General features: G+C 49.5%; 16 protein-coding genes. 11 read left to right on the top strand and 5 right to left on the bottom strand.

The window, feature by feature from the left end; all coding sequences use genetic code 11:
* Positions 1–4: 4 nt before the first annotated feature.
* From fxsT to AC27N8_RS08195, 3 genes are all read right to left on the bottom strand, one after another.
* Positions 5–2458: an FxSxx-COOH system tetratricopeptide repeat protein gene (fxsT, locus tag AC27N8_RS08205; protein ID WP_487065816.1), complete on the bottom strand. Its 2454-nt coding sequence runs from the start codon at positions 2456–2458 to the stop codon at positions 5–7.
* Positions 2459–2813: 355 nt separating this feature from the next.
* Positions 2814–4088: an adenylosuccinate synthase gene (locus tag AC27N8_RS08200; protein WP_487065814.1), complete on the bottom strand. Its 1275-nt coding sequence runs from the start codon at positions 4086–4088 to the stop codon at positions 2814–2816.
* A 5-nt stretch (positions 4089–4093) separates the two neighbouring features.
* Complete coding sequence (locus AC27N8_RS08195) at positions 4094–4984, bottom strand: TrmB family transcriptional regulator (RefSeq protein ID WP_487065812.1); 891 nt, start codon at positions 4982–4984, stop codon at positions 4094–4096.
* Between the two features lie 149 nt (positions 4985–5133).
* Here AC27N8_RS08195 and AC27N8_RS08190 point away from each other — a divergent pair, with 149 nt between their 5' ends.
* The gene (locus AC27N8_RS08190; protein ID WP_487065810.1) at positions 5134–5943 is read left to right on the top strand and encodes an AAC(3) family N-acetyltransferase; all 810 of its coding nucleotides are present in this window, start codon (positions 5134–5136) and stop codon (positions 5941–5943) included.
* A gap of 174 nt (positions 5944–6117) precedes the next feature.
* Positions 6118–7698: a phytoene desaturase family protein gene (locus AC27N8_RS08185; protein WP_487065808.1), complete on the top strand. Its 1581-nt coding sequence runs from the start codon at positions 6118–6120 to the stop codon at positions 7696–7698.
* A gap of 652 nt (positions 7699–8350) precedes the next feature.
* Here AC27N8_RS08185 and AC27N8_RS08180 read toward each other — a convergent pair.
* Together AC27N8_RS08180 and AC27N8_RS08175 are read right to left on the bottom strand one after the other, a co-directional pair.
* Positions 8351–8521 (bottom strand): hypothetical protein, encoded by a 171-nt coding sequence (locus tag AC27N8_RS08180; RefSeq protein ID WP_487065806.1) that lies wholly within the window; start codon positions 8519–8521, stop codon positions 8351–8353.
* A gap of 396 nt (positions 8522–8917) precedes the next feature.
* Entirely contained in the window at positions 8918–9109 is a 192-nt protein-coding gene (locus AC27N8_RS08175; protein ID WP_487065804.1) for an AsnC family protein, read from the bottom strand.
* Positions 9110–9638: 529 nt separating this feature from the next.
* On the opposite strand from AC27N8_RS08175, the gene AC27N8_RS08170 reads away from it, so the two are divergent.
* The 9 genes from AC27N8_RS08170 to AC27N8_RS08130 all read left to right on the top strand — a co-directional run bounded on the left by AC27N8_RS08170 (position 9639) and on the right by AC27N8_RS08130 (position 18126).
* Positions 9639–9878, top strand: a complete 240-nt coding sequence (locus AC27N8_RS08170; protein ID WP_487065802.1) for a hypothetical protein — start codon at positions 9639–9641, stop codon at positions 9876–9878.
* Between the two features lie 184 nt (positions 9879–10062).
* Positions 10063–11490, top strand: coding sequence for an ABC transporter substrate-binding protein (locus AC27N8_RS08165; protein WP_487065800.1), 1428 nt, complete (start codon positions 10063–10065; stop codon positions 11488–11490).
* A gap of 40 nt (positions 11491–11530) precedes the next feature.
* Complete coding sequence (locus AC27N8_RS08160; protein ID WP_487065798.1) at positions 11531–12511, top strand: carbohydrate ABC transporter permease; 981 nt, start codon at positions 11531–11533, stop codon at positions 12509–12511.
* Between the two features lie 18 nt (positions 12512–12529).
* Positions 12530–13393 carry a carbohydrate ABC transporter permease gene (locus AC27N8_RS08155; RefSeq protein ID WP_487065796.1) on the top strand — a complete coding sequence of 288 codons (864 nt, stop codon included), beginning with the start codon at positions 12530–12532 and terminating at the stop codon, positions 13391–13393.
* Positions 13394–13607: 214 nt separating this feature from the next.
* A complete protein-coding gene (locus tag AC27N8_RS08150; RefSeq protein WP_487065794.1) occupies positions 13608–13850 on the top strand; it encodes a hypothetical protein in 243 nt (80 codons plus the stop codon).
* Between the two features lie 310 nt (positions 13851–14160).
* Complete coding sequence (locus AC27N8_RS08145; RefSeq protein WP_487065792.1) at positions 14161–15459, top strand: ArsB/NhaD family transporter; 1299 nt, start codon at positions 14161–14163, stop codon at positions 15457–15459.
* Positions 15460–15593: 134 nt separating this feature from the next.
* Complete coding sequence (locus tag AC27N8_RS08140) at positions 15594–16232, top strand: RNA polymerase sigma factor (RefSeq protein WP_487065790.1); 639 nt, start codon at positions 15594–15596, stop codon at positions 16230–16232.
* Between the two features lie 125 nt (positions 16233–16357).
* Positions 16358–16576, top strand: a complete 219-nt coding sequence (locus tag AC27N8_RS08135) for a hypothetical protein (RefSeq protein WP_487065788.1) — start codon at positions 16358–16360, stop codon at positions 16574–16576.
* A 413-nt stretch (positions 16577–16989) separates the two neighbouring features.
* Entirely contained in the window at positions 16990–18126 is a 1137-nt protein-coding gene (locus AC27N8_RS08130; protein ID WP_487065786.1) for a lipid II:glycine glycyltransferase FemX, read from the top strand.
* The last annotated feature ends 153 nt before the right edge of the window (positions 18127–18279 follow it).

Below are 18279 nucleotides of genomic sequence, written 5' to 3'. Positions count from 1 at the left end.
TGAGCTATCTTGTATATTTTTCTGCTTCTTCCGATGAAAGTACCTGTTGATAGCGCTTGCGTGTTTCTATGGTGTCAGGATGATCTGGGCCGAACGTCTTTTCACGGACGGCGAGGGCTTGTTTATAGAGAGGTAATGCGAGTGAGCCGCGCTTCTCCGTTTGATATAAGACGGCCAGATCGTGTTGGCTTTGTGCGGTGCGAGGATGTTGTAGTCCAAACACCACTGTGCGAACGTGTAGTGCTTGTTGATACCATATTTCGGCCTGAGCTGTATCGCCCTCGGCGAAAGCTAGATCGGCCAGATTGCGCAGTGTGAGGGCATGATAAGGATGGAGAGGGTTGATTGCTTGATCGCAGAGTGCATGTGCTTTCTGATATAGTTCTTTTGCTTCTTTAAATCTCTCCTGAGCAAAATAGAGTTGTCCTAGATTATTGAGTAGGGTAACAAGATAGGGATGCTTTGAACCGAGGAACTGCTTGCTGATGGCCAGGGAGCGTTTATAGAGGGATTCTGCTTCCAGATAGCGTTTCTGGTCGAAGTATAAATAAGCTATATTTTGCAAACTTTCGGCGACATCCAGATGATCCTGACCAAGAACTTCCTCTCTGATCGCTAATGCTCTTTGATAGAGGGGCTCTGCCTGCTCATAGAGACCGCGAATCCAATAGGCTCCGGCCAGATTGTTCAGGCTGGTGGCGACGTCAGGATGCTTTAATCCGAGTTTCTGTTCCCGTATCTGGAGGGCTTGCTTATGAATTCGTTCGGCTTGCTGATAATCTCCTTTGAAGTAGGCCAGCTCGGCGATATAGTTCAGGCTCTCGGCGACGTCAGGATGCTCTGGCCCTAACATTTGCTGGCGGATGGCTAATCCCTGTCTGATACATGCTTCGGCTTGCTCATACTGAGCGCTTTCGGAGAGAGACGCTCCCATGCGATGTAGCAAACGTCCGGCTTCCTCCGAGACAATATTTTCTTCTTTAATCAATGTTGCGCACATCAGGGCATGCGTGTGCAGGCGTTGGCATTTCGACCACGTTGTGACAACTTCTACCATCGGGAAGGCATAGTTGACGAGTAAGATCGTTTTCTGTACCCAGTCGTGATAAGCCTGAGGGTCTAATTGGGCCTTGAGCGCGGCCTGCACCAGGCGATGAATGCTGAGTAGTTCCTGATCTACATGTCGCTTGATCAACGAGTAACTGCGCAGAACTGCCAGGACTTCATCCAACTGGAGCAGATTAAAGGTGAGAGACTCAAGCATTGGAGGAGGAGCGTTATCCTGCCTGAGAAAGAGCTCTTCAGGAATGTCATCTGGCGAGATAAAGGCGCAGATGCGGAGCAGGTCTGCTGCTGGCTTATAATGCTTCTCGACCTGTTGTACTGAGAGGGAGAGCGTCGCCATCATGGAGAGCGGATACTCTCCTCTGAACTGTCCTCTTCGATTGAGGAGTGTGGCGCTGTGTGTCTGGTACAGTTTACGGTAATGGACAAGGTTACAGCCAGTCTCATCAATATAGGCGCCAGCCTGATCGAGAGCCAATGGAAGTCCATCCATTGCTTCGACTATAGCGCGTGCCGCAGCCATATCTGCCGATGTAAGCTCGGTTTGCGATAATATTGATTGCATCCCCCCACTGCGATGAAGCAGAAAACGTATACCTTCTTCCGGTGTGAGAGGATCTAGATCGAGCGTTTGTGCCATTGTCCCTAGCGTCTGCTTACGAGAAGTGAAAAGGAGAGCCCCTTTCTGAGTAGGTGGCAGAAATTGCTTTACCAGATCGGTGTCTTCTACGTTATCTAAGATTAGTAACCAGTCGGAATGATACGTCAACCAACGCATGATAGCGGTTCTGGTCCTCATCGGCTCTTGCTCCCGTGCTTCTGGCAGGTGCAGCAGATCTGCTATCGTGATCAGGCTGGAAAGAAGGCTTTCCTGTGTTTCAGCCGTCATCCAGAAAACGGCCTGATATTCCTGTGCATACCGGTAAGCATACTCGATAGCCGTTTGCGTCTTGCCGATCCCTCCCAGCCCGCTCAATGCCCAGGACTGTGTTAAAGTGACCGCCTGTTCTTGATGAAGGAGTACATGAATGTGCTTTAACACTTCCTCGCGGCCTGTAAAGAATGGGTTACGTGTGTAAGGAATCCCCCATATGTGTGACGTATTTGCGGACGCTTCTTCTACTGAAACTGACATATCTGTGTCAGTTTCATCCAGAGATGAAAGATTGTGGGTGAAGAAGTTAAACTCTTCGATTTGCTTGTCAAAGAGCTCGCTGATCTGTTGGCGAAAATAGGCATTAGGACAGGTTGTGCCAGCTTCCCAGCGGCTGATGGTTACCCGTGTCGTTCCTAATCTATCGGCGAGATCGCGCTGTGACCAATGGCGGCGTAGTCGTTCCTCACGCAGTTTTGACCGCTTCTTTCCAGTTTGTTCAGCATCCTGCCCCATCATGTACTCTACTCCTATCCTTTCGGTATTTGTAATGCTTTTCATCTCTGCCACGGGAGAGAATGGCTCTTGAGGGCTCAAGCCAGCGATTAGCAAGTTAAAGGGAAGCAGCCATAGATCCCTGGATGATACTTTTTGTTACATAAGAGTATACATCTTGTTACACCTTTTTGTCCTCTTTTCTGACATAAATTAAATTCACCCCAAAAGTAGCGTTGGACGCTTGCGTACGATGTCCCACTTGACGTATGATCAAGCACGCCAGCGTGGCTCGCCGAGAGTCTGCTGTCTCGTACGAGCTACTGGGACATCGTACGCAAGCGTCCGACGCTACTTTGGGGTGATAGAATTCATGTTTTTAGGGTATAAGTGTCTGGTCGCGGTTGGGTCCGACGCCGACGCTGTGGATCGGCACATTGACAAGCTGCGCCAGGCGTGCGAGATAAGCGCGTGCGTTTTCGGGTAAATCCTGTAGGGTTTTGGCCTTTTCTGTGGATTGTTGCCAGCCGGGCATGATCTCGTAGACAGGTTCGCATTTTGCATGCAGAGTAGGATCTGGTAGGTGCTCGATAAGCTCTCCCTGATAGCGGTAGGCGGTGCAGATTGGGATCTCGGACAAAGTATCCAGCACATCGAGCTTGGTGATGTTGAGACCTGTACAGCCATTAATTTCGGTGACATAGCGTGTGACAACCGCATCAAACCAGCCTACTCGTCGTGGACGTCCTGTTGTTGTTCCGAACTCCCCACCCAGCGTGCGCAGATGACCTGCCATCTCGTCCTGAAGCTCGGTTGGCATTGGACCTGTGCCTACCTGTGAGCTGTAGGCTTTAGCGACTCCGATGACCTGATTGATATATCTGGGAGGAATACCGGCTCCGGCGGCGGCTCCGGCAGCGGTCGGTGATGAACTGGTCACGAAGGGATATGATCCCCAGTCGATATCTTTCATCGCGCTTAATTGTCCTTCGAGCAGGATATTTTTCTGGCTTTGCAGGGCGGAGCGCATCAGCGGGACTGTGTCGATAATCCGAGGTCGGAGCTGCTCTCCCCAGGAGATGGCTTTGGCCAGCAGCTCTTCGATGTCGAATGGTTGCTGTCCGTAGACATGCGTGAGGATGGCATTATGCTTCTTCATCACTGCGGTGAGCTTATCGCGCAGGATGTCTGGATGGAGTAAATCGTGGAAGCGGATACCGATCCGTCCCACTTTATCTGTATACGCCGGTCCGATGCCGCGTCCTGTGGTGTCGACGCGATAGGCTCCCCGAGCCTCGTCCTCGACCTTATCCAGTAAGATATGATAGGGCATCACGACATGCGCACGATCTGATACGTACAGGTGTTCGGTTGAGACTCCCTTTTGCTCGATGGTGGCTAATTCAGATAAAAGATCCTGTGGGTCAACGGCCGTCCCTGTTCCCATGATGCACGTACAATTGGGATTGAAAATACCGCATGGAATGAGATGGAGTTTGAACTCACCGTAGTCATTGACGACGGTATGGCCTGCATTGCCACCTCCTTGAAAGCGTATGCATAGATCTGTATCTCTACTCAAAAGATCCACGAGTTTGCCTTTGCCTTCGTCGCCCCATTGAGTCCCCACAACTACAGTTACTGTTCCAGCCATAATGGCTACTCCTCTCCAACTTTGAATGCTTCGCGCACTGCTGTCTCTAAATTTGATGGTAGATTGATTGGTTGTGATCCCATCGTCGTAATGGCCACCAGTTGCTCAGCATCGGCGGCGGGCAGCAAGCTACTGCGTAAGTGTACCAGATGCGGACCAAAGGTCGCTTCCAACTCTGGTGAAAGTTGCTCATAGATCGCAGCCAGATAGGCTTCATTACGAATTAATTTTTCGACCACACGTACCATAGTACGATTCTGAGTCACCACGCCGCTCGTCGGAGCATCCAGCGATGCCACCAGAGCCTCCTCAAAGTCAATCGTAAGCGCGATGACATGGCCTCCTACTACCTGCTCAGGCCCCTCGTGCTGATAGATCAGCGCATAATCCGCGCTGGCCGTGCCAAAGAGATTCAAAATGACCGTACAACCGCGATCGCGGGCCGCTTGCAAGACATCGGCGAAGCGCTCAAGATCCTCGGCCCACAGGCTGGCAGCGACACGGTGTTGTGCTTGCGTGATCAATTCGCGTAAACGCGTCTCAATACGGACACGCTCGCTCAACTCCCAGAAGTGTCCCACGCTATCGGGCTGTTCGAGAGCCGTCAACTGCTGCTCCAGCTCCTGACAGCGCTGAATCGTCTCGGCCTGGATACGTTTGAGCAGGGTCTCTGGAGGTACCGGAGCATAACGGATTGGATCCGCGCTAACTGCGGTGACCCGCTCTTTCGCCGTCAAGGTTTCAAGTGCCTGATACGTATTGGCCCGTGGCAAGCCTGTCCCCTTGCTGATCTCATAGCCGGTCGAGAGCGTATGCTGGAGCAGAAAGATATAGATCTGAGCTTCAGCTCCTGTGAACCCAAGACGTTTCATCTCTTCGATGGTTGCTGTTGACACAAGTCTCACCTTTCTTCTCTTTTTATAGTAGTAGTAGCCACTACTACTATAGTCAAGATTACTTAGCTTGTCAAGGGAGGGACAGAGTTTCTTGCTTTTGCTTGTCAGCGGTGGTAGTCTGATCAAGGTAAAAAAGGAGGATGATTGTTATGTCTGAAGAAAGCGTTGTGCAGGAGACATCAGTGCCGTGCACGCGCCAGAGTCTGGCGCGAGATCTGCGTAATCTGGGTATCAAGCAGGGCATGATCGTGATTGTCCATTCGTCGCTGCGCTCCATTGGCTGGGTTAGCGGCGGACCAGTCGCGCTTGTCCAGGCGTTGATGGATGTTGTGACGGCCTCGGGAACCATCGTGATGCCGACACAGACCGGGAACTATTCAGATCCAGCCAACTGGCATAATCCGCCGGTCCCGCAAGCCTGGTGGGATATTATCTACGCAGCCATGCCTGCATTTCAGCCGGAGATCACGCCATCTTATTTGATGGGAGCCGTCGTCGAAACCTTTCGTACGTATCCTGGAGTGCTTAGAAGTAATCATCCGCAGGTCTCATTTGCGGCCTGGGGAAAATATGCTGCCCAGATCCTCGCAGATCAGTCGCTTGAATATGGCCTGGGAGAGCAATCCCCGCTAGCTCGCATGTATGATCTGGAAGGATGGGTTTTACTCCTCGGTGTCGATTACAACCGCAACACATCGTTTCACCTCGCTGAATATCGCTGCCCGGGAGCCCAGAAAGTCATGTTGGGAGCTCCCATCATCGAGAACGGAGAACGTGTTTGGAAGCGCTTTCAAGACATCGATATCGACTCGGAGATCTTTCCCGCTATCGGACAAGATTTTGAACAGGCTCATCGCGTACTGATCGGCAAAGTTGGACAGGCGGAGTCCCGCCTATTTCAGATACGTCCCGGCATCGACTTTGCCACCGTCTGGTTACGTCGTCAACGCGGCTTTTGAGCGCGCATCCTCTACAGATCTGGATCTAATCGTTATCTGGAAAGTTGTCTATGCCCTCAAACCTCTGTACATAAAAAGAGGTGCAAAAAGGCAGGGATGTAAGCGTATAGAAAAAGTGATATTACTCGCTGTATATTCGATGACGCTATCGCCAGAACGAGGAGTAACTGGAGCATGGAAACATATGACGTTATTCTTATCGGGAGCGGTCATAACGCGCTTATTACCGCTGCCTATCTGACCCGAGCGGGCCGCAGTGTCCTGATACTGGAGAAGAATGATCGTCCGGGTGGCCTGGTTCGCACAGATGAATTGACACTACGCGGTTTTAAGCACGATGTCTATTCATCTGCGCATCCCCTTTTTCTCACTGGACCTGTTTATGCGGACTTCGGAAGTGCTCTAACCGAGAGAGGTCTACGCTATATAAATACCGACCTGCCAACGGGCGTCTCATTAGATGATGGTCGGACAGCTGTATTTCCCAGTTCACTTGAGGCGTTGATCGCGGAGGCTGAACGACTGGCTCCTGGCGATGGCACAACGCTTACTCATCTGCTGGGAGAACTGAATCCATATGTGAATGATGTCTTTGGGCTATTCAATCTAGATCTTACCTCATCTGTGGCCACGGAAATTCTGGCACGCTTGTTGCACACTGGCGATCGTCCTGGATATTCGACCTTTGCGGCCTCATTATTTGATACAGCGCGCACTGTGGTTGATCCCTTCCAGTCCCCGGTATTGCGTGCGATGCTGGCGCCATGGGTTATGCACATGGGTCGTACGCCCGACGAGGCTGGGAGTGGTATCTGGGTGAAGCTTGTCATCCTGGCACTGATGGGAGCCGGTATGCCCATCCCCGAGGGCGGGAGTGAGATGCTTGTTCGTGCTCTGGCGCAACTGGTCATAGATCAAGGAGGAGTGATTCGTACCAACACACAGGTCAGCGGGATCTCCTTAGAACAGGGACGCGCCTCGAAAGTGCGCACCACGAGCCACGAAGAGTTTCAGGCCAGACAAGCCATTATCGCCTCAACCAATCCAGATCAGCTTTACCTCTCACTCCTGGCGGAGCACGACGTTGATGCTTCCTTGCGTGCGCAGGCGCAGCGTTTCCGTTATGGGCGTGGATGTGTACAAATTCATCTTGCGCTTGATGAGCCGCCAAGCTGGCCCGATGAGCGCTTTAACCGGGTCGGACAGCCACATTTGACCGCCGGGCTTGATGAATGTACCCTGGCTATTGCTCAGAGTAGCGCAGGACTCCTTCCGGCGAATCCGACCTTTACCGTCGATTGCCCGACGAATCTTGATGCGACCCGTGCGCCATCCGGTAAAGCTATTATGCGCATCCAGGTTCTTGAGGTGCCGTGCCGTCCGCGTGGCGATGCTGCGCATCAGATTAATGTCGGTGATGGCACGTGGACTCCAGATCTGACCGAACGCTTTGTTGAGCGTGTACTGCACATTGTGAGTAAGCATATCCCAAATATTCCCACCGCTATCATTGGGCATGCGGTGCTGACTCCTGATACGCTGGCACAGTTTAGTCCCAATCAGGGACCCGGAGATCCATACGGCGGAGCGCATGACCTTGCTCAAAGCTATCTTTTCCGACCGCTGCCTGGTCAACCGAGTCATGCTACAGCCATACCCAATCTCTTTATGGTGGGAGCTGCCACCTGGCCCGGACATGGTATCAATGGTGGATCAGGATATATTGTCGCTCAGCAGCTTCTCAATGCGCCCTAAATGTCAGATTAAAATTGGGACAAAAAAGATCGCCTTCCATCTGAAGGCGATCTTTATATATTGTGCAGCTGTCTTTTATAAGAGGCGTAGCATCGTGGGCTTTTTGTTGTCGAGAGGTGATATCCCATCGAGGTGACGGAATGAGCAGTGAACACAATAAGATTGTAAGACTGAGCTATGTGGTCGCTTCAAGGTGCACGCGTGCTTGCTGCAAACGGATAGCCCACAGTCCATGCAGGATTGCACATTCCACCATTTTAGTTTTGCTGTACACAGAGCGCAAGTCATTTCTTCCTGTACTTGCTTCATTGCTCAATTCTCCTTCAAACGCAGAACATCTTTCGATGTTGATTACATTTCAAAATATCGATATTGCCTGTAGTTTGCTGTGAGTTTCGTGTGTTTTGTTAGGATCTATTAATATCCGACTTCCTTACTACGATATTAGCATAGCCTAATCTTTTAGTCAAGATCAATGTTGAGGAAAATCAGTGTTTTTGGCCCAGATCCTGATTTTTCTGTGGGATCTTTGCTGGTTCTGCCCGGAAGAGGCTCCTGTGGACAAAGATAATGCTGGCAGCTCTCTTGATATGAGAGGTTTGCCAGCAATGAAGTATCGTGATTGATGTGATTGTGGTTGGTCTGTGCGTTGTTAGTTATCGTCGCACTCGCAGAAGGTAAATGTATTTGAGCACGTTGGGCAGTAATACTGTAAGTTTCCATCGTTATCCGTTTCAGGAATCACTTCTTCGAGGTCTGTCAGTAAGATGCCTTCTTCTTGATCGTAGGGACATGTCTGATATTTAATGCGCTCTAGATTCATGACTTTCTCCCTTTTGAGTTTGCTTGCCTCGCTACTTTATTTGCTTCCGCGAGGTTGACTATTTTTTTCTGTCAGCGTCTGAGCAGGAAGTTGTTTCTTCGCTGCTTTCCATGGTGACTTTATAGTCTGTTTTTGCAATCCTCAATTTTTCCTGCAAGGTTGGTCATGAAGTACTATAGAGTTTTAGCATGCTTCGTGGCTACTTGAGTTTTTCCTGGATGAGTGTATGCTTTGCATTGCTATCGGAGGTATAAAAAAATTGTTGTCGGGAGGTATAAAAAAGCGGCCCTCCCATTGCTGGGAACGCCGATTTTTTGTATGGCATAGTGCTTTTGAAGAGGAGCGAGAGTCCTCCCCTCAGCACCATTGATTGTTATCTATAAGAATTTTAACGAATTAGTAGCCCCACTTCCAGCCCCTCATAGTATCCTCGGCAACTGTTCTCCAGCCACGAGCGGCAGCCTCTGATTTGAGTCCTGCTTGCTCTGCCAACTCAGCGTCACTAATGTTGGGATTCTTGCGCAGAATCTGAATGATTTTGTCTGTGACTTTGTGAGTTGATGATGTTTTTTGCTCGGATGTGTTCACTACCAAACCTCCCTTACAATGCGTAAATACGTAAGAAGTTGACGACTCTACAGGAATATTTCTGGTACCACTTCCGATTGTGCCTTCTCGCTTGACCACATTGTCGGGAAAATGTCTGGTGGTATGTTAGTGGAAGGCGCCTATACATTTTTAGCTGTGCACGTATCGTTTTTCGTGGTATCACTATTGTACAACTTTTTGGGAGGCATAGCTACTATTTTTGGATTCCTGCCAAAAGCTGAACCTTTTCGTGCTCAAGCAAGTGAGGCTGTTTTCCGTGACCTTTGTCTTAGCTGGTTCGTCCCTTATTATGAGAGTGGAAAAATGTAAGTTCCACCTCGCTTCTTTGAAGCTATGCCCTGTATTTTATCCATGTATACTCGGACCGGGATGAACCGGTAGGGAAGTGGGGAAGCATCAATGTCCGTAATTAAAAATTATGTGGTTCGCCAGGTTACTAGATCAGTGTAGTTCTTTTGAGCAATGTGGGTCCTTGGTGTGACTTTTTGAGATTCATAAGGAAACATCAATGAACCTTTTCGGTTTTTGGAAGCGATCGCAGTTTGGAGCCCCTGATGAGGTTATCCAGGCCGCCTGTGATTTTTATGGCACCACGCCAGAGCATGAGCCAGCTGTTAAAGCTGAGAAGCTCAAAGCTCTCTCCGACAACGTCTGGGTAGTGAAGTTGAACGAGAAAGCTAGCGCCGTGGTAGCGTATTCCCCCAGGGAAAAGGAGCATACCCTTACGGCTCCCTGGTATGGCGAATGACGCACATGAGCCTTTAATGTCTGTCTTAGTGAGAAAATAAGGCTTGTCCCTGGTCATCGGATTACTCCGGTGGACCAGGTTTTTTTTGTTTTTTTCTGCCTCCAAGACGATATTGTATTAAAGAGTGTGCTTCATTAAGAGGTCAAGCGAAGCGAGATCTCGTAGCGTCGCACGCTTGCGTGCGATGTCCCACTTGACGTACGGTCAGGCAGGTCAGCGTGGATCGCCAGAGCCTGCTGTCTCGTACGAGCTCCTGGGACATCGCACGCAAGCGTGCGACGCTACGGTGTCTTCGCTTCGCTCGACTTGCAAAAAAGGGAAATATGAGATGGGATGTGTGCGCAAACCTGGCCTGATGGTTTCTGTCAGCTGCCTGCTTCTGTTTGTCCTGCTGGGATGTGGCGTCGCGCCTCTATTTCCATACGCTGATGTTGGAAGTAATCGTCAGAAGATCGCTGTGACGCTATGGTACTGGAATAAATCTATCGATGAGCGCTTGCTTGCTGGTGTCGAGAGGCAGTTTCCGCAGATCGCCTTCCGAGCGTTAAAGCTTGGTGGGGGATACGATACCAAGCTCCGTACGGCTCTGGCCGGACACGCCAATATTCCGGATCTGGCGGGCATCAACGCGAATATTGCGACCTACTTTCCCGATGATGATCAATTCGTTGATATTCGTACGCTTGCCAGTGCGCACTTGCAGCAGGAGTATCTACCGTGGAAATGGCATCTCGCGGTCGCTCCTGATCGTCATGTGCTGGCTCTTCCCATGGATACTGGTCCCACCGCCCTTTTTTATCGTGCTGATTTGTTTCAGCAGGCGAGATTACCTTCCTCTCCAACTGAGGTGACGCAGCGCTTAAAAACCTGGGATGACTATATTCAGGCGGGCGAGCAGATGCAACGTGCGACTGCAGGTCGCATCCATATGTTTGATTCCATTAATAATGTGTTTACGCAGGTCATGTCGCAGAGCTCTACGCAATTCTTTGACGCCTCCAATCGTTACATTGGTGATCAGGGTCCTGTCAGGAGAGCCTGGCAGTATGCCGTCAGCATCCATCAAAAGGATCTCAGCGCCAGGACAGCCTCATATACGACCGATTGGAGTGCGGCGATCAGTAACGGCTCCGTGGCGTCTTTTGTCGGCGGTGTCTGGATGAAGCATTGGCTCATCGATTCTGGACCACGTACCGCTGGCAAATGGCGGATTGCCAATGCTCCGGGTGGACCTGGGAATGCGGGTGGTTCGTTCCTGGCTGTAACCAGAGCTTCACAGCATCCCAAAGAAGCTTTTGCGATCGCGCAATGGTTGACGAGTCCTCAGAACCAGATCAGCTCTTATCGCCATAGCGGCCTCTATCCTTCAACTCTTGCCAGTTTGCATGATGTCAGCCTGGCGCAGCCCGAACCCTTCTTTGGGGGTCAGGTCACGACTGATATCTTCAGCGACGTTGCCACTCATATTCAGCCCGTCTATATTGGTCCACAGACCGATATTGTTCAGAATGATCTACAGGCCGGATTGACTCTGGTCGAGATGCAGGATGCGAATCCGCAGGCGGCCTGGGAGGCCACTCAAGCACAAATTCAGAGGGAACTCTCTCATTAGCGTTCGTTACCGATCTTTAAAGGAGAAGGGAGGATCAACTATGAGTAGTGTGAGTCAGATGCCAATCCAGATACAGTCGGAAAGCCTTGCGCAGCCGGGATCTTCTGTGCCTGTGTCCGTGCCAGCGCCACATAAGCAGTCGCATGCATGGCGTCGGATATTGCCATGCTATCTGTCAGTCGCGCCATTTTATCTCCTTTTTGCCATCTTTGGCCTCTTCCCGCTCGCTTTCTCGCTTTACTTATCCTTCCAGAAGTGGGATGGCATTGGTCCCATGACGTTTGTCGGCCTGAACCAGTTTGCTTATCTGCTCAGTGATATCTACTTCTGGCATGCGATCGTCAATACGCTGGAGATCTGGTTTCTGGCGACGCTACCGATGATCTGTCTCGCCATTGTATTGGCTTGCTTGTTAGCCTCACCGCTGGTGAAACTCCCAGGCTTTTATCGTATCGCCTTCTTTCTGCCGCATGTCACCTCGATTGTAGCGGTCGGCATCGTCTTCACGACCGTGTTCAGTACTCAGTTTGGCCTGCTCAACGCGCTGCTGACCTCTCTCGGCTTGTCGCATGTGGCGTGGCTGAGTACTCCATGGGGCATGAAAGTTGCTATCGCCTCGATGATCATCTGGCGCTCGCTTGGATATCATGCGATCATTTTTATGACGGGCTTGCAAAGTATCCCGCTGGTTTTGTACGAGGCTGCTCGGATCGATGGCGCATCCTCGCGCCAGATCTTCTTGCGTCTAACGCTGCCCTTGCTGCGTCCCGTGATTCTCTTTAGCGTGATTACTTCGACGATCAGTGGGATGCAGGTCTTTACAGAGCCACAAGTTCTGTTAGGCAATACGGGAGGGCCTGGAGGCGGTGGGATGACGATGGTGTTGTATCTCTATCAGCAAGCTTTTGTTGGCTATCATTTTGGTTATGGGGCTGCGATTGGCTGGGGATTGTTTGTGGTGATTGTGTTATTCTCTCTGCTCAATTGGATGCTGGTGCAGAGGCCAGGGATGCGTACATAGAAAGATAGGACTGCTTATATGCTAAGATTCTATCCTGCCGGTGGATCTAATATGCTTTTTCCTCGCCTGACGAAGCAGCTGATGGTGCATATCATCTTGCTATTGGGGAGCGCCCTGGCGCTTTTCCCCTTTTATTGGCTGCTTGTGATGTCCACCAACGTCTCCAGCGACATCTTCACCTATCCGCCCCGATTGACCTTTGGTCCTGCGCTGATTGAGAACATTACAAATGTTTTGCGCAACATCGATTTCTTCGGAGCCTTTTTCAATACTGTCTGTGTGGCGACGGTACAGACCATCCTTGTACTGTTTTTCTGCTCATTGGCGGGATTTACCTTCGCAAAATTTGCGTTTCGCGGCAAGAACGTCCTGTTTGTGCTCTTGCTGGGGAGCATGATGATTCCCTCACAACTATCGGCTGTCCCCTCGTTTGTCTTAATGGCGCAGCTTGGCTGGGTCAGTAGCTTTAAAGCTTTGATTATTCCTGGCGCGGTGACGGCCTTTGGCGTCTTCTGGATGCGTCAGTACGCTCATGCTGCAGTTCCCGGTGAACTGGTCGATGCCGGATGCATCGATGGCTGCGGACATCTGCGCCTCTACTGGCATGTGGCGTTACCAATCTTACGACCAGCGTTGGCCTTTCTCGGCATATTTACTTTTGTGAATGCCTGGAACGATTATATGTGGCCACTGATTATCCTTAATGATCCCACGAAATACACCTTACAGGTAGCGTTGTCGCAGTTGAATAGCATTTATAGTACCGATTATGGCATGGTGATGGCTGGTACATTGATGGCTACACTCCCACTATTACTGATCTTCTTTTTAGGGAGTCGCCACTTTATTGCTAATATAACGGCCGGAGCTCTGAAAGAATAGTCAAAATAGCTTGAAAAAAGCGGTATTAGCGGCTAAAGAATGAGAATAAAATAGAACAAATGTTCGGTATTAAAATTTCTTAATACAGCTTCTTTTTAGTGTACTTCATTCGAATATAATGCTTAGTTGTTCGTCTCTATATATAGGTAGGATTGTGGCAATGCTTACGAGTACTAGATTGAAAGAGCGAGCGGGCAAAGAAATGAGGACAAAAATGGAGTTACAGCCACCGAAACATGCTCAATGCTCACATGATAAAGGTTTGGGGGTATTATTAGTCGATATCGACTCTGAAACCATCCCCCGTACAGATAGACGCGGCAATTGGCAATATTATTGTTTAAAAGGTCATCATATATTTTCTGTCCGGTCGGCTCATACAGATCTTCTGGTCCAGAAAGAAAAAATCCAGAAAGAAAAAGAGGAAGAGGAAAAACAGAGCGCTTTACCAGTTTAGTGTAAAGTTCATATCCCTGCCTGACTAATCATCTTGTCATCACTGAGCCTATAGAGTAGAACGACACTATAGCTTCATGTCTATAACCTCATGAGCCATCAATGCAAGCGCGATGGCTCTCTTAACATATCTTTTTTAGCCTTTCTTCATCATCCTTTCGCAACCACTTGCCAGCTTTTTGCCCACTTCATGATTGTTCTGAGACTGCATCTGTAATTCATGGCTGTTGAAACGTGCTACTATACAATTATTAAGACAGCCGCCAAGCGCAAGACATGGCTGAATTACGATTGTATGGAGAAAAACTTTAATGATCTGGCAAGTTGTACATGAGATCGTCGCGAGTATTTTACTGGTTGTCGTGCTTATCCTGGTCGTTGTACGACCATATAAACTGGACATTGCCTGGTTTACAGGTATCGGAGCAATCATCGCCATCGTCTGTGGCCTACTTTCGCTGGCCTCTCTCATTACCATCTTTGGAGATACCTGGGACGCCACCATCACGCTCATCGCTTTATTTTTGCTGTCGCAGGCCCTTGATAGTAGTGGCTTCTTTAACTGGTCGGCGCTCTTTCTGGCCCGCCTGGCGCGAGGCTCGGGCTGGCGTTTATACGGGTTGATGCTGCTTCTGACATTAGGAGTGGTTGCCTTGCTGGCCAACGATGGTGCTGTCCTGATGCTAACTCCTATCTTTGCTCGACTCCTGAAAAAGATTTATCCACGAGAAGCGTATCGCCTGCCATTTATTTTTGCCGCCGGCCTCTTTGCCGATGCTATGAGTATTATCTTTATCCCCAGTAATCTGACAAACATCATCATCGCCGACGCCAATCAGCTCAACTTCCTGCGCTTTGCCGCCTGGATGCTTTTGCCAACCCTCTTCGCCTTTATCGTTGGTGGTGGAGCTTTTGCCTTGCGTTTTCGTCATCAGATCAGCGCATCTTATGATGTCAACGTTCTGGAAGAGCCGAAGAGCGTCATCGTTGATAGGGTGATGTTCTCGATTAGCTGGTGGGCTTTAGGCATCCTTGCCGTGGGATATATCGTTGGAAATGAATTTCACGTTCCTTTTTCTCTGATCTCGGGCGTGATTGCTCTGGCTATGCTGATTTTAGTACAGTTGCGAGGATTGCAATCGGCTCGCGTCATGGTCATCAAAGCTCCCTGGACTGTGCTGATCTATGCGCTCAGTATGTTCGTGGTGATTACTGCTGCATACGAGTCACAGGTGCTTGATTTTTTAGTTAATCCCTTAACCGAGGCGGTCCGCTCTGGACTATCGGGAGCGCTCGTTGCTGGTGGTATTATCGCTATCTTATCGGCCGTCGTGAACAATCTGCCAGCGGTACTGGTGAGCGTCCTGGCGTTACAGAAGGCTGCACATGTCAGTCAGACTGCGATCTACGCCATTGTCATCGGCACCAACATAGGCCCCAAACTGACGCCGTTTGGTTCCTTAGCCACCCTACTCTGGCTCGGCATCCTTAAAGACCATGATGTTGATATCTCATGGAGCACCTATATGCGCGAAAACTGGTGGGTCGTGCTCTTAACGCTTGCCGCCGCCTTCGGTGGCTTGTGTCTTTCTGGCTTTCTCTTCCCATAAGCGTAAACTAAGCTTATTTTAATCTCTTAAATTTATGCTTAGACTCTCTTATAGAAGAGCTTATCACCCTCAAAAACGCTTGTATTCCTGACCGAAACAAACTATGCTAAGGAGGATAAAAGAAAGTGAGGTTGATGAACATGCAAGTACGGGAACGAACAGCATCTATACAAAATAATGAATTGACTGACGGAATTCTGGTAAAGCAGACGCTTGCGGGTGATCAAGCAGCGTTTGAGGTATTGGTAAAGCGTTACAATACACCAATTTTTAATTTCATCTGTCACCTTTTAAATGATTATGATCTTTCGTGCGATGTTTCTCAGCAAGTTTTTACGCAGCTCTATATTTCAATGCCGACCTTGCGCACTGGTGAGCCGCTCAAAGCGTGGCTTTTCCAGGTAGCCCGCAATCGTTGCCTGGATGAGTTGCGCCGGAAGCGTGCCATCCACTTCTCGGAGATGGAATCCGCGCACGACGAGGATGATCTGTCACCGCTGGCTATCATTCCTGATAGTGGCCCTCTGCCTGATGAATTGGCCGAGCGTAGCGATCTCAAAGAGAAATTGCATGCAGCGATTGATGCCTTGCCTCCAAAATTCCGCATGGTCGTCTTGCTGCGCTATACGTCGCAATTGAGCTTCTCGGAGATTGGCAAGACTTTGAGTATGCCTGAAGCAACTGCGAAGACGTATTTTCAGCGCGCCCGCCCTCTGTTGAGGACTGCTATGGCCGCGCATTGGGAACCACGCAGTGCTCGTACAGCCTCATAAATCACTAAGCATGTTCACAACTTTCTCAGAATTCTAAGCTTTAGCTTAGAATTCTGAAACTTCCCTCTCAAGTTTGTCGTATTAAAACCAGTTGATAAATACGATGAATGCAGGAGGGATTTTTAATGAATAATGTGTCGTTTGACTTTTTAAATGATAACGTTGATTTGAGCGATGATGAAATAGATGAGTTGCTTACACAGATGCTTCATGTTGATCCACCTGCAACACTGATCACGAGTATTATGCACGCTGTCTCGGCCCTGCCACAGCCCAAAGTGCTCTCTCAATGGAGCGGCTTCGCTTTCTTTGTCGCCGATGACGATTTCGACCAACTTTGTTAAAATACAGGTAATAGTTACCTGTATTTTTTGTATGTGTTTTCGCTGTATAGCTTTATTTACTTCTGCTCTGCATCAGGATATTTCCACCAGTCAAGATCTCCATATCATCTCGCCTCTATCCGTCGCTTAGCAAGTTTGGTCGCTCTTTTGTGACGCAGAAGAGGACTTTAGAGCTATGACTTTGCATCTTAAGACACAAAAAATATATAAATGTGTGGATATATGTCGTACTTATTTCGAGTCAGCCATTTTTCTCCCGATGTGAATCACCCAATCGTTTATTTAGAAGATCACCAGGACGATTCTTAGCAGCCAGAAAGACTATGTCCTCTGTTGCTTCTCTGTTACGTGGTAGTACCGAGGATTGAAAATATGCTCAAGGCTTTATACATAAATAGAAAAGGATAGTAAAAATGCGGGCGCAAATTATTACTGATCGCCAACAATGGAATGATTTTGTGGCGGCGTCTGAGTTATGTAATCTGACGCAAACTTATGAGTGGGGAGAGTTGATGAGTAAGCGCGATTCCGATTCGTTGCATGTCGGGGTTGTGAATGAGGATGGATCACTTTGTGCTGGTATGATGATACTAATCTTGACACTGCCAGTTCTGCATGCAACTTATTTTTATGCTCCGCGTGGGCCGATTATTGACGATCCAGCCTCGCCAGCCATGACCATACTGCTGAATTTTGTCAAAGCGGAGGCGCACAAGCGTGGAGCGTGTATGCTGAAGGTCGAGCCAGGCGTCCAGGATGGCAATACTCAATGGTCACAGGCTTTGAGTCACTATGGTTTTCGGACCATTCCGTACGCTCATCATCTGCGCCACGAGTGGGTCACCGATATCCGTGATGATGAGCAGACGGTCCTTTCCAGGATGCATAAGAAGACGCGTCAGTATATTCGTACATCTGGACGCACTGGTGTAACTATTCGTGAAGGCGGCTCGCCATCGGATCTGGATGCCTTCTATCGTCTCTATTGCGACACGGGTGTACGCAGCGATTTTATGGTGCTGGACAAAGAGTATTATGAGAAATTCATGCGCTTATATAAAGAGTATGCGGCTCTGCTTGTGGCTGAACATGAAGGTCAGATCATCGCTGCGGCCATGGTCGTGCGTCTGGGACGTTGGAGCTGGAACATGTATGAAGCCGCCTCTGAAGAATCGCGCCAGCTTCGCATCAACTATCTGTTGCAATGGCAGCGCATTCTCTGGGCGAAAGCGCATGGATGCTGGTATTTTAATTCGCGTGGTATCCCTGACAATCTTGATGAGAATGATGAGCTATCTGGCGTCTACAACTTCAAACGCGGCTTTGGCGGCCACGCCATGCGTTCGTTAGTGACACATGATCTGGTCTATCGCCCCGCCATCTACAGCGCATATCGTGTCTTATTGGACGGCAAACATTGGTACGATAAGCGTCAGGCTGAGAAAAAGCACGCCGAAGAGAAAAAAATGGCCGAGCAGAGGCAGGCCGAGAAGCAGCAGAGCCCTGCACCTGCCGCCAGCGCTGACAAAGAGAAGTCCTCGCCTGCGTAGCGCCAGAAGGGTGTATTGAACGAGCGAACCTGATCGTGTGGCGAAGTAGGGGCCACGTTCACGGCACCCGTAACGACCGCATTATGCCATGCATCCCTTTTTGTTGTTTCTTTCGATTTATAAATGATTTCATACGTAAATTTGATGCCATCT

It is taken from the genome of Dictyobacter sp. Z7_2 (assembly GCF_057551105.1).
This window is presented reverse-complemented; position numbering and strand designations above follow the sequence as displayed.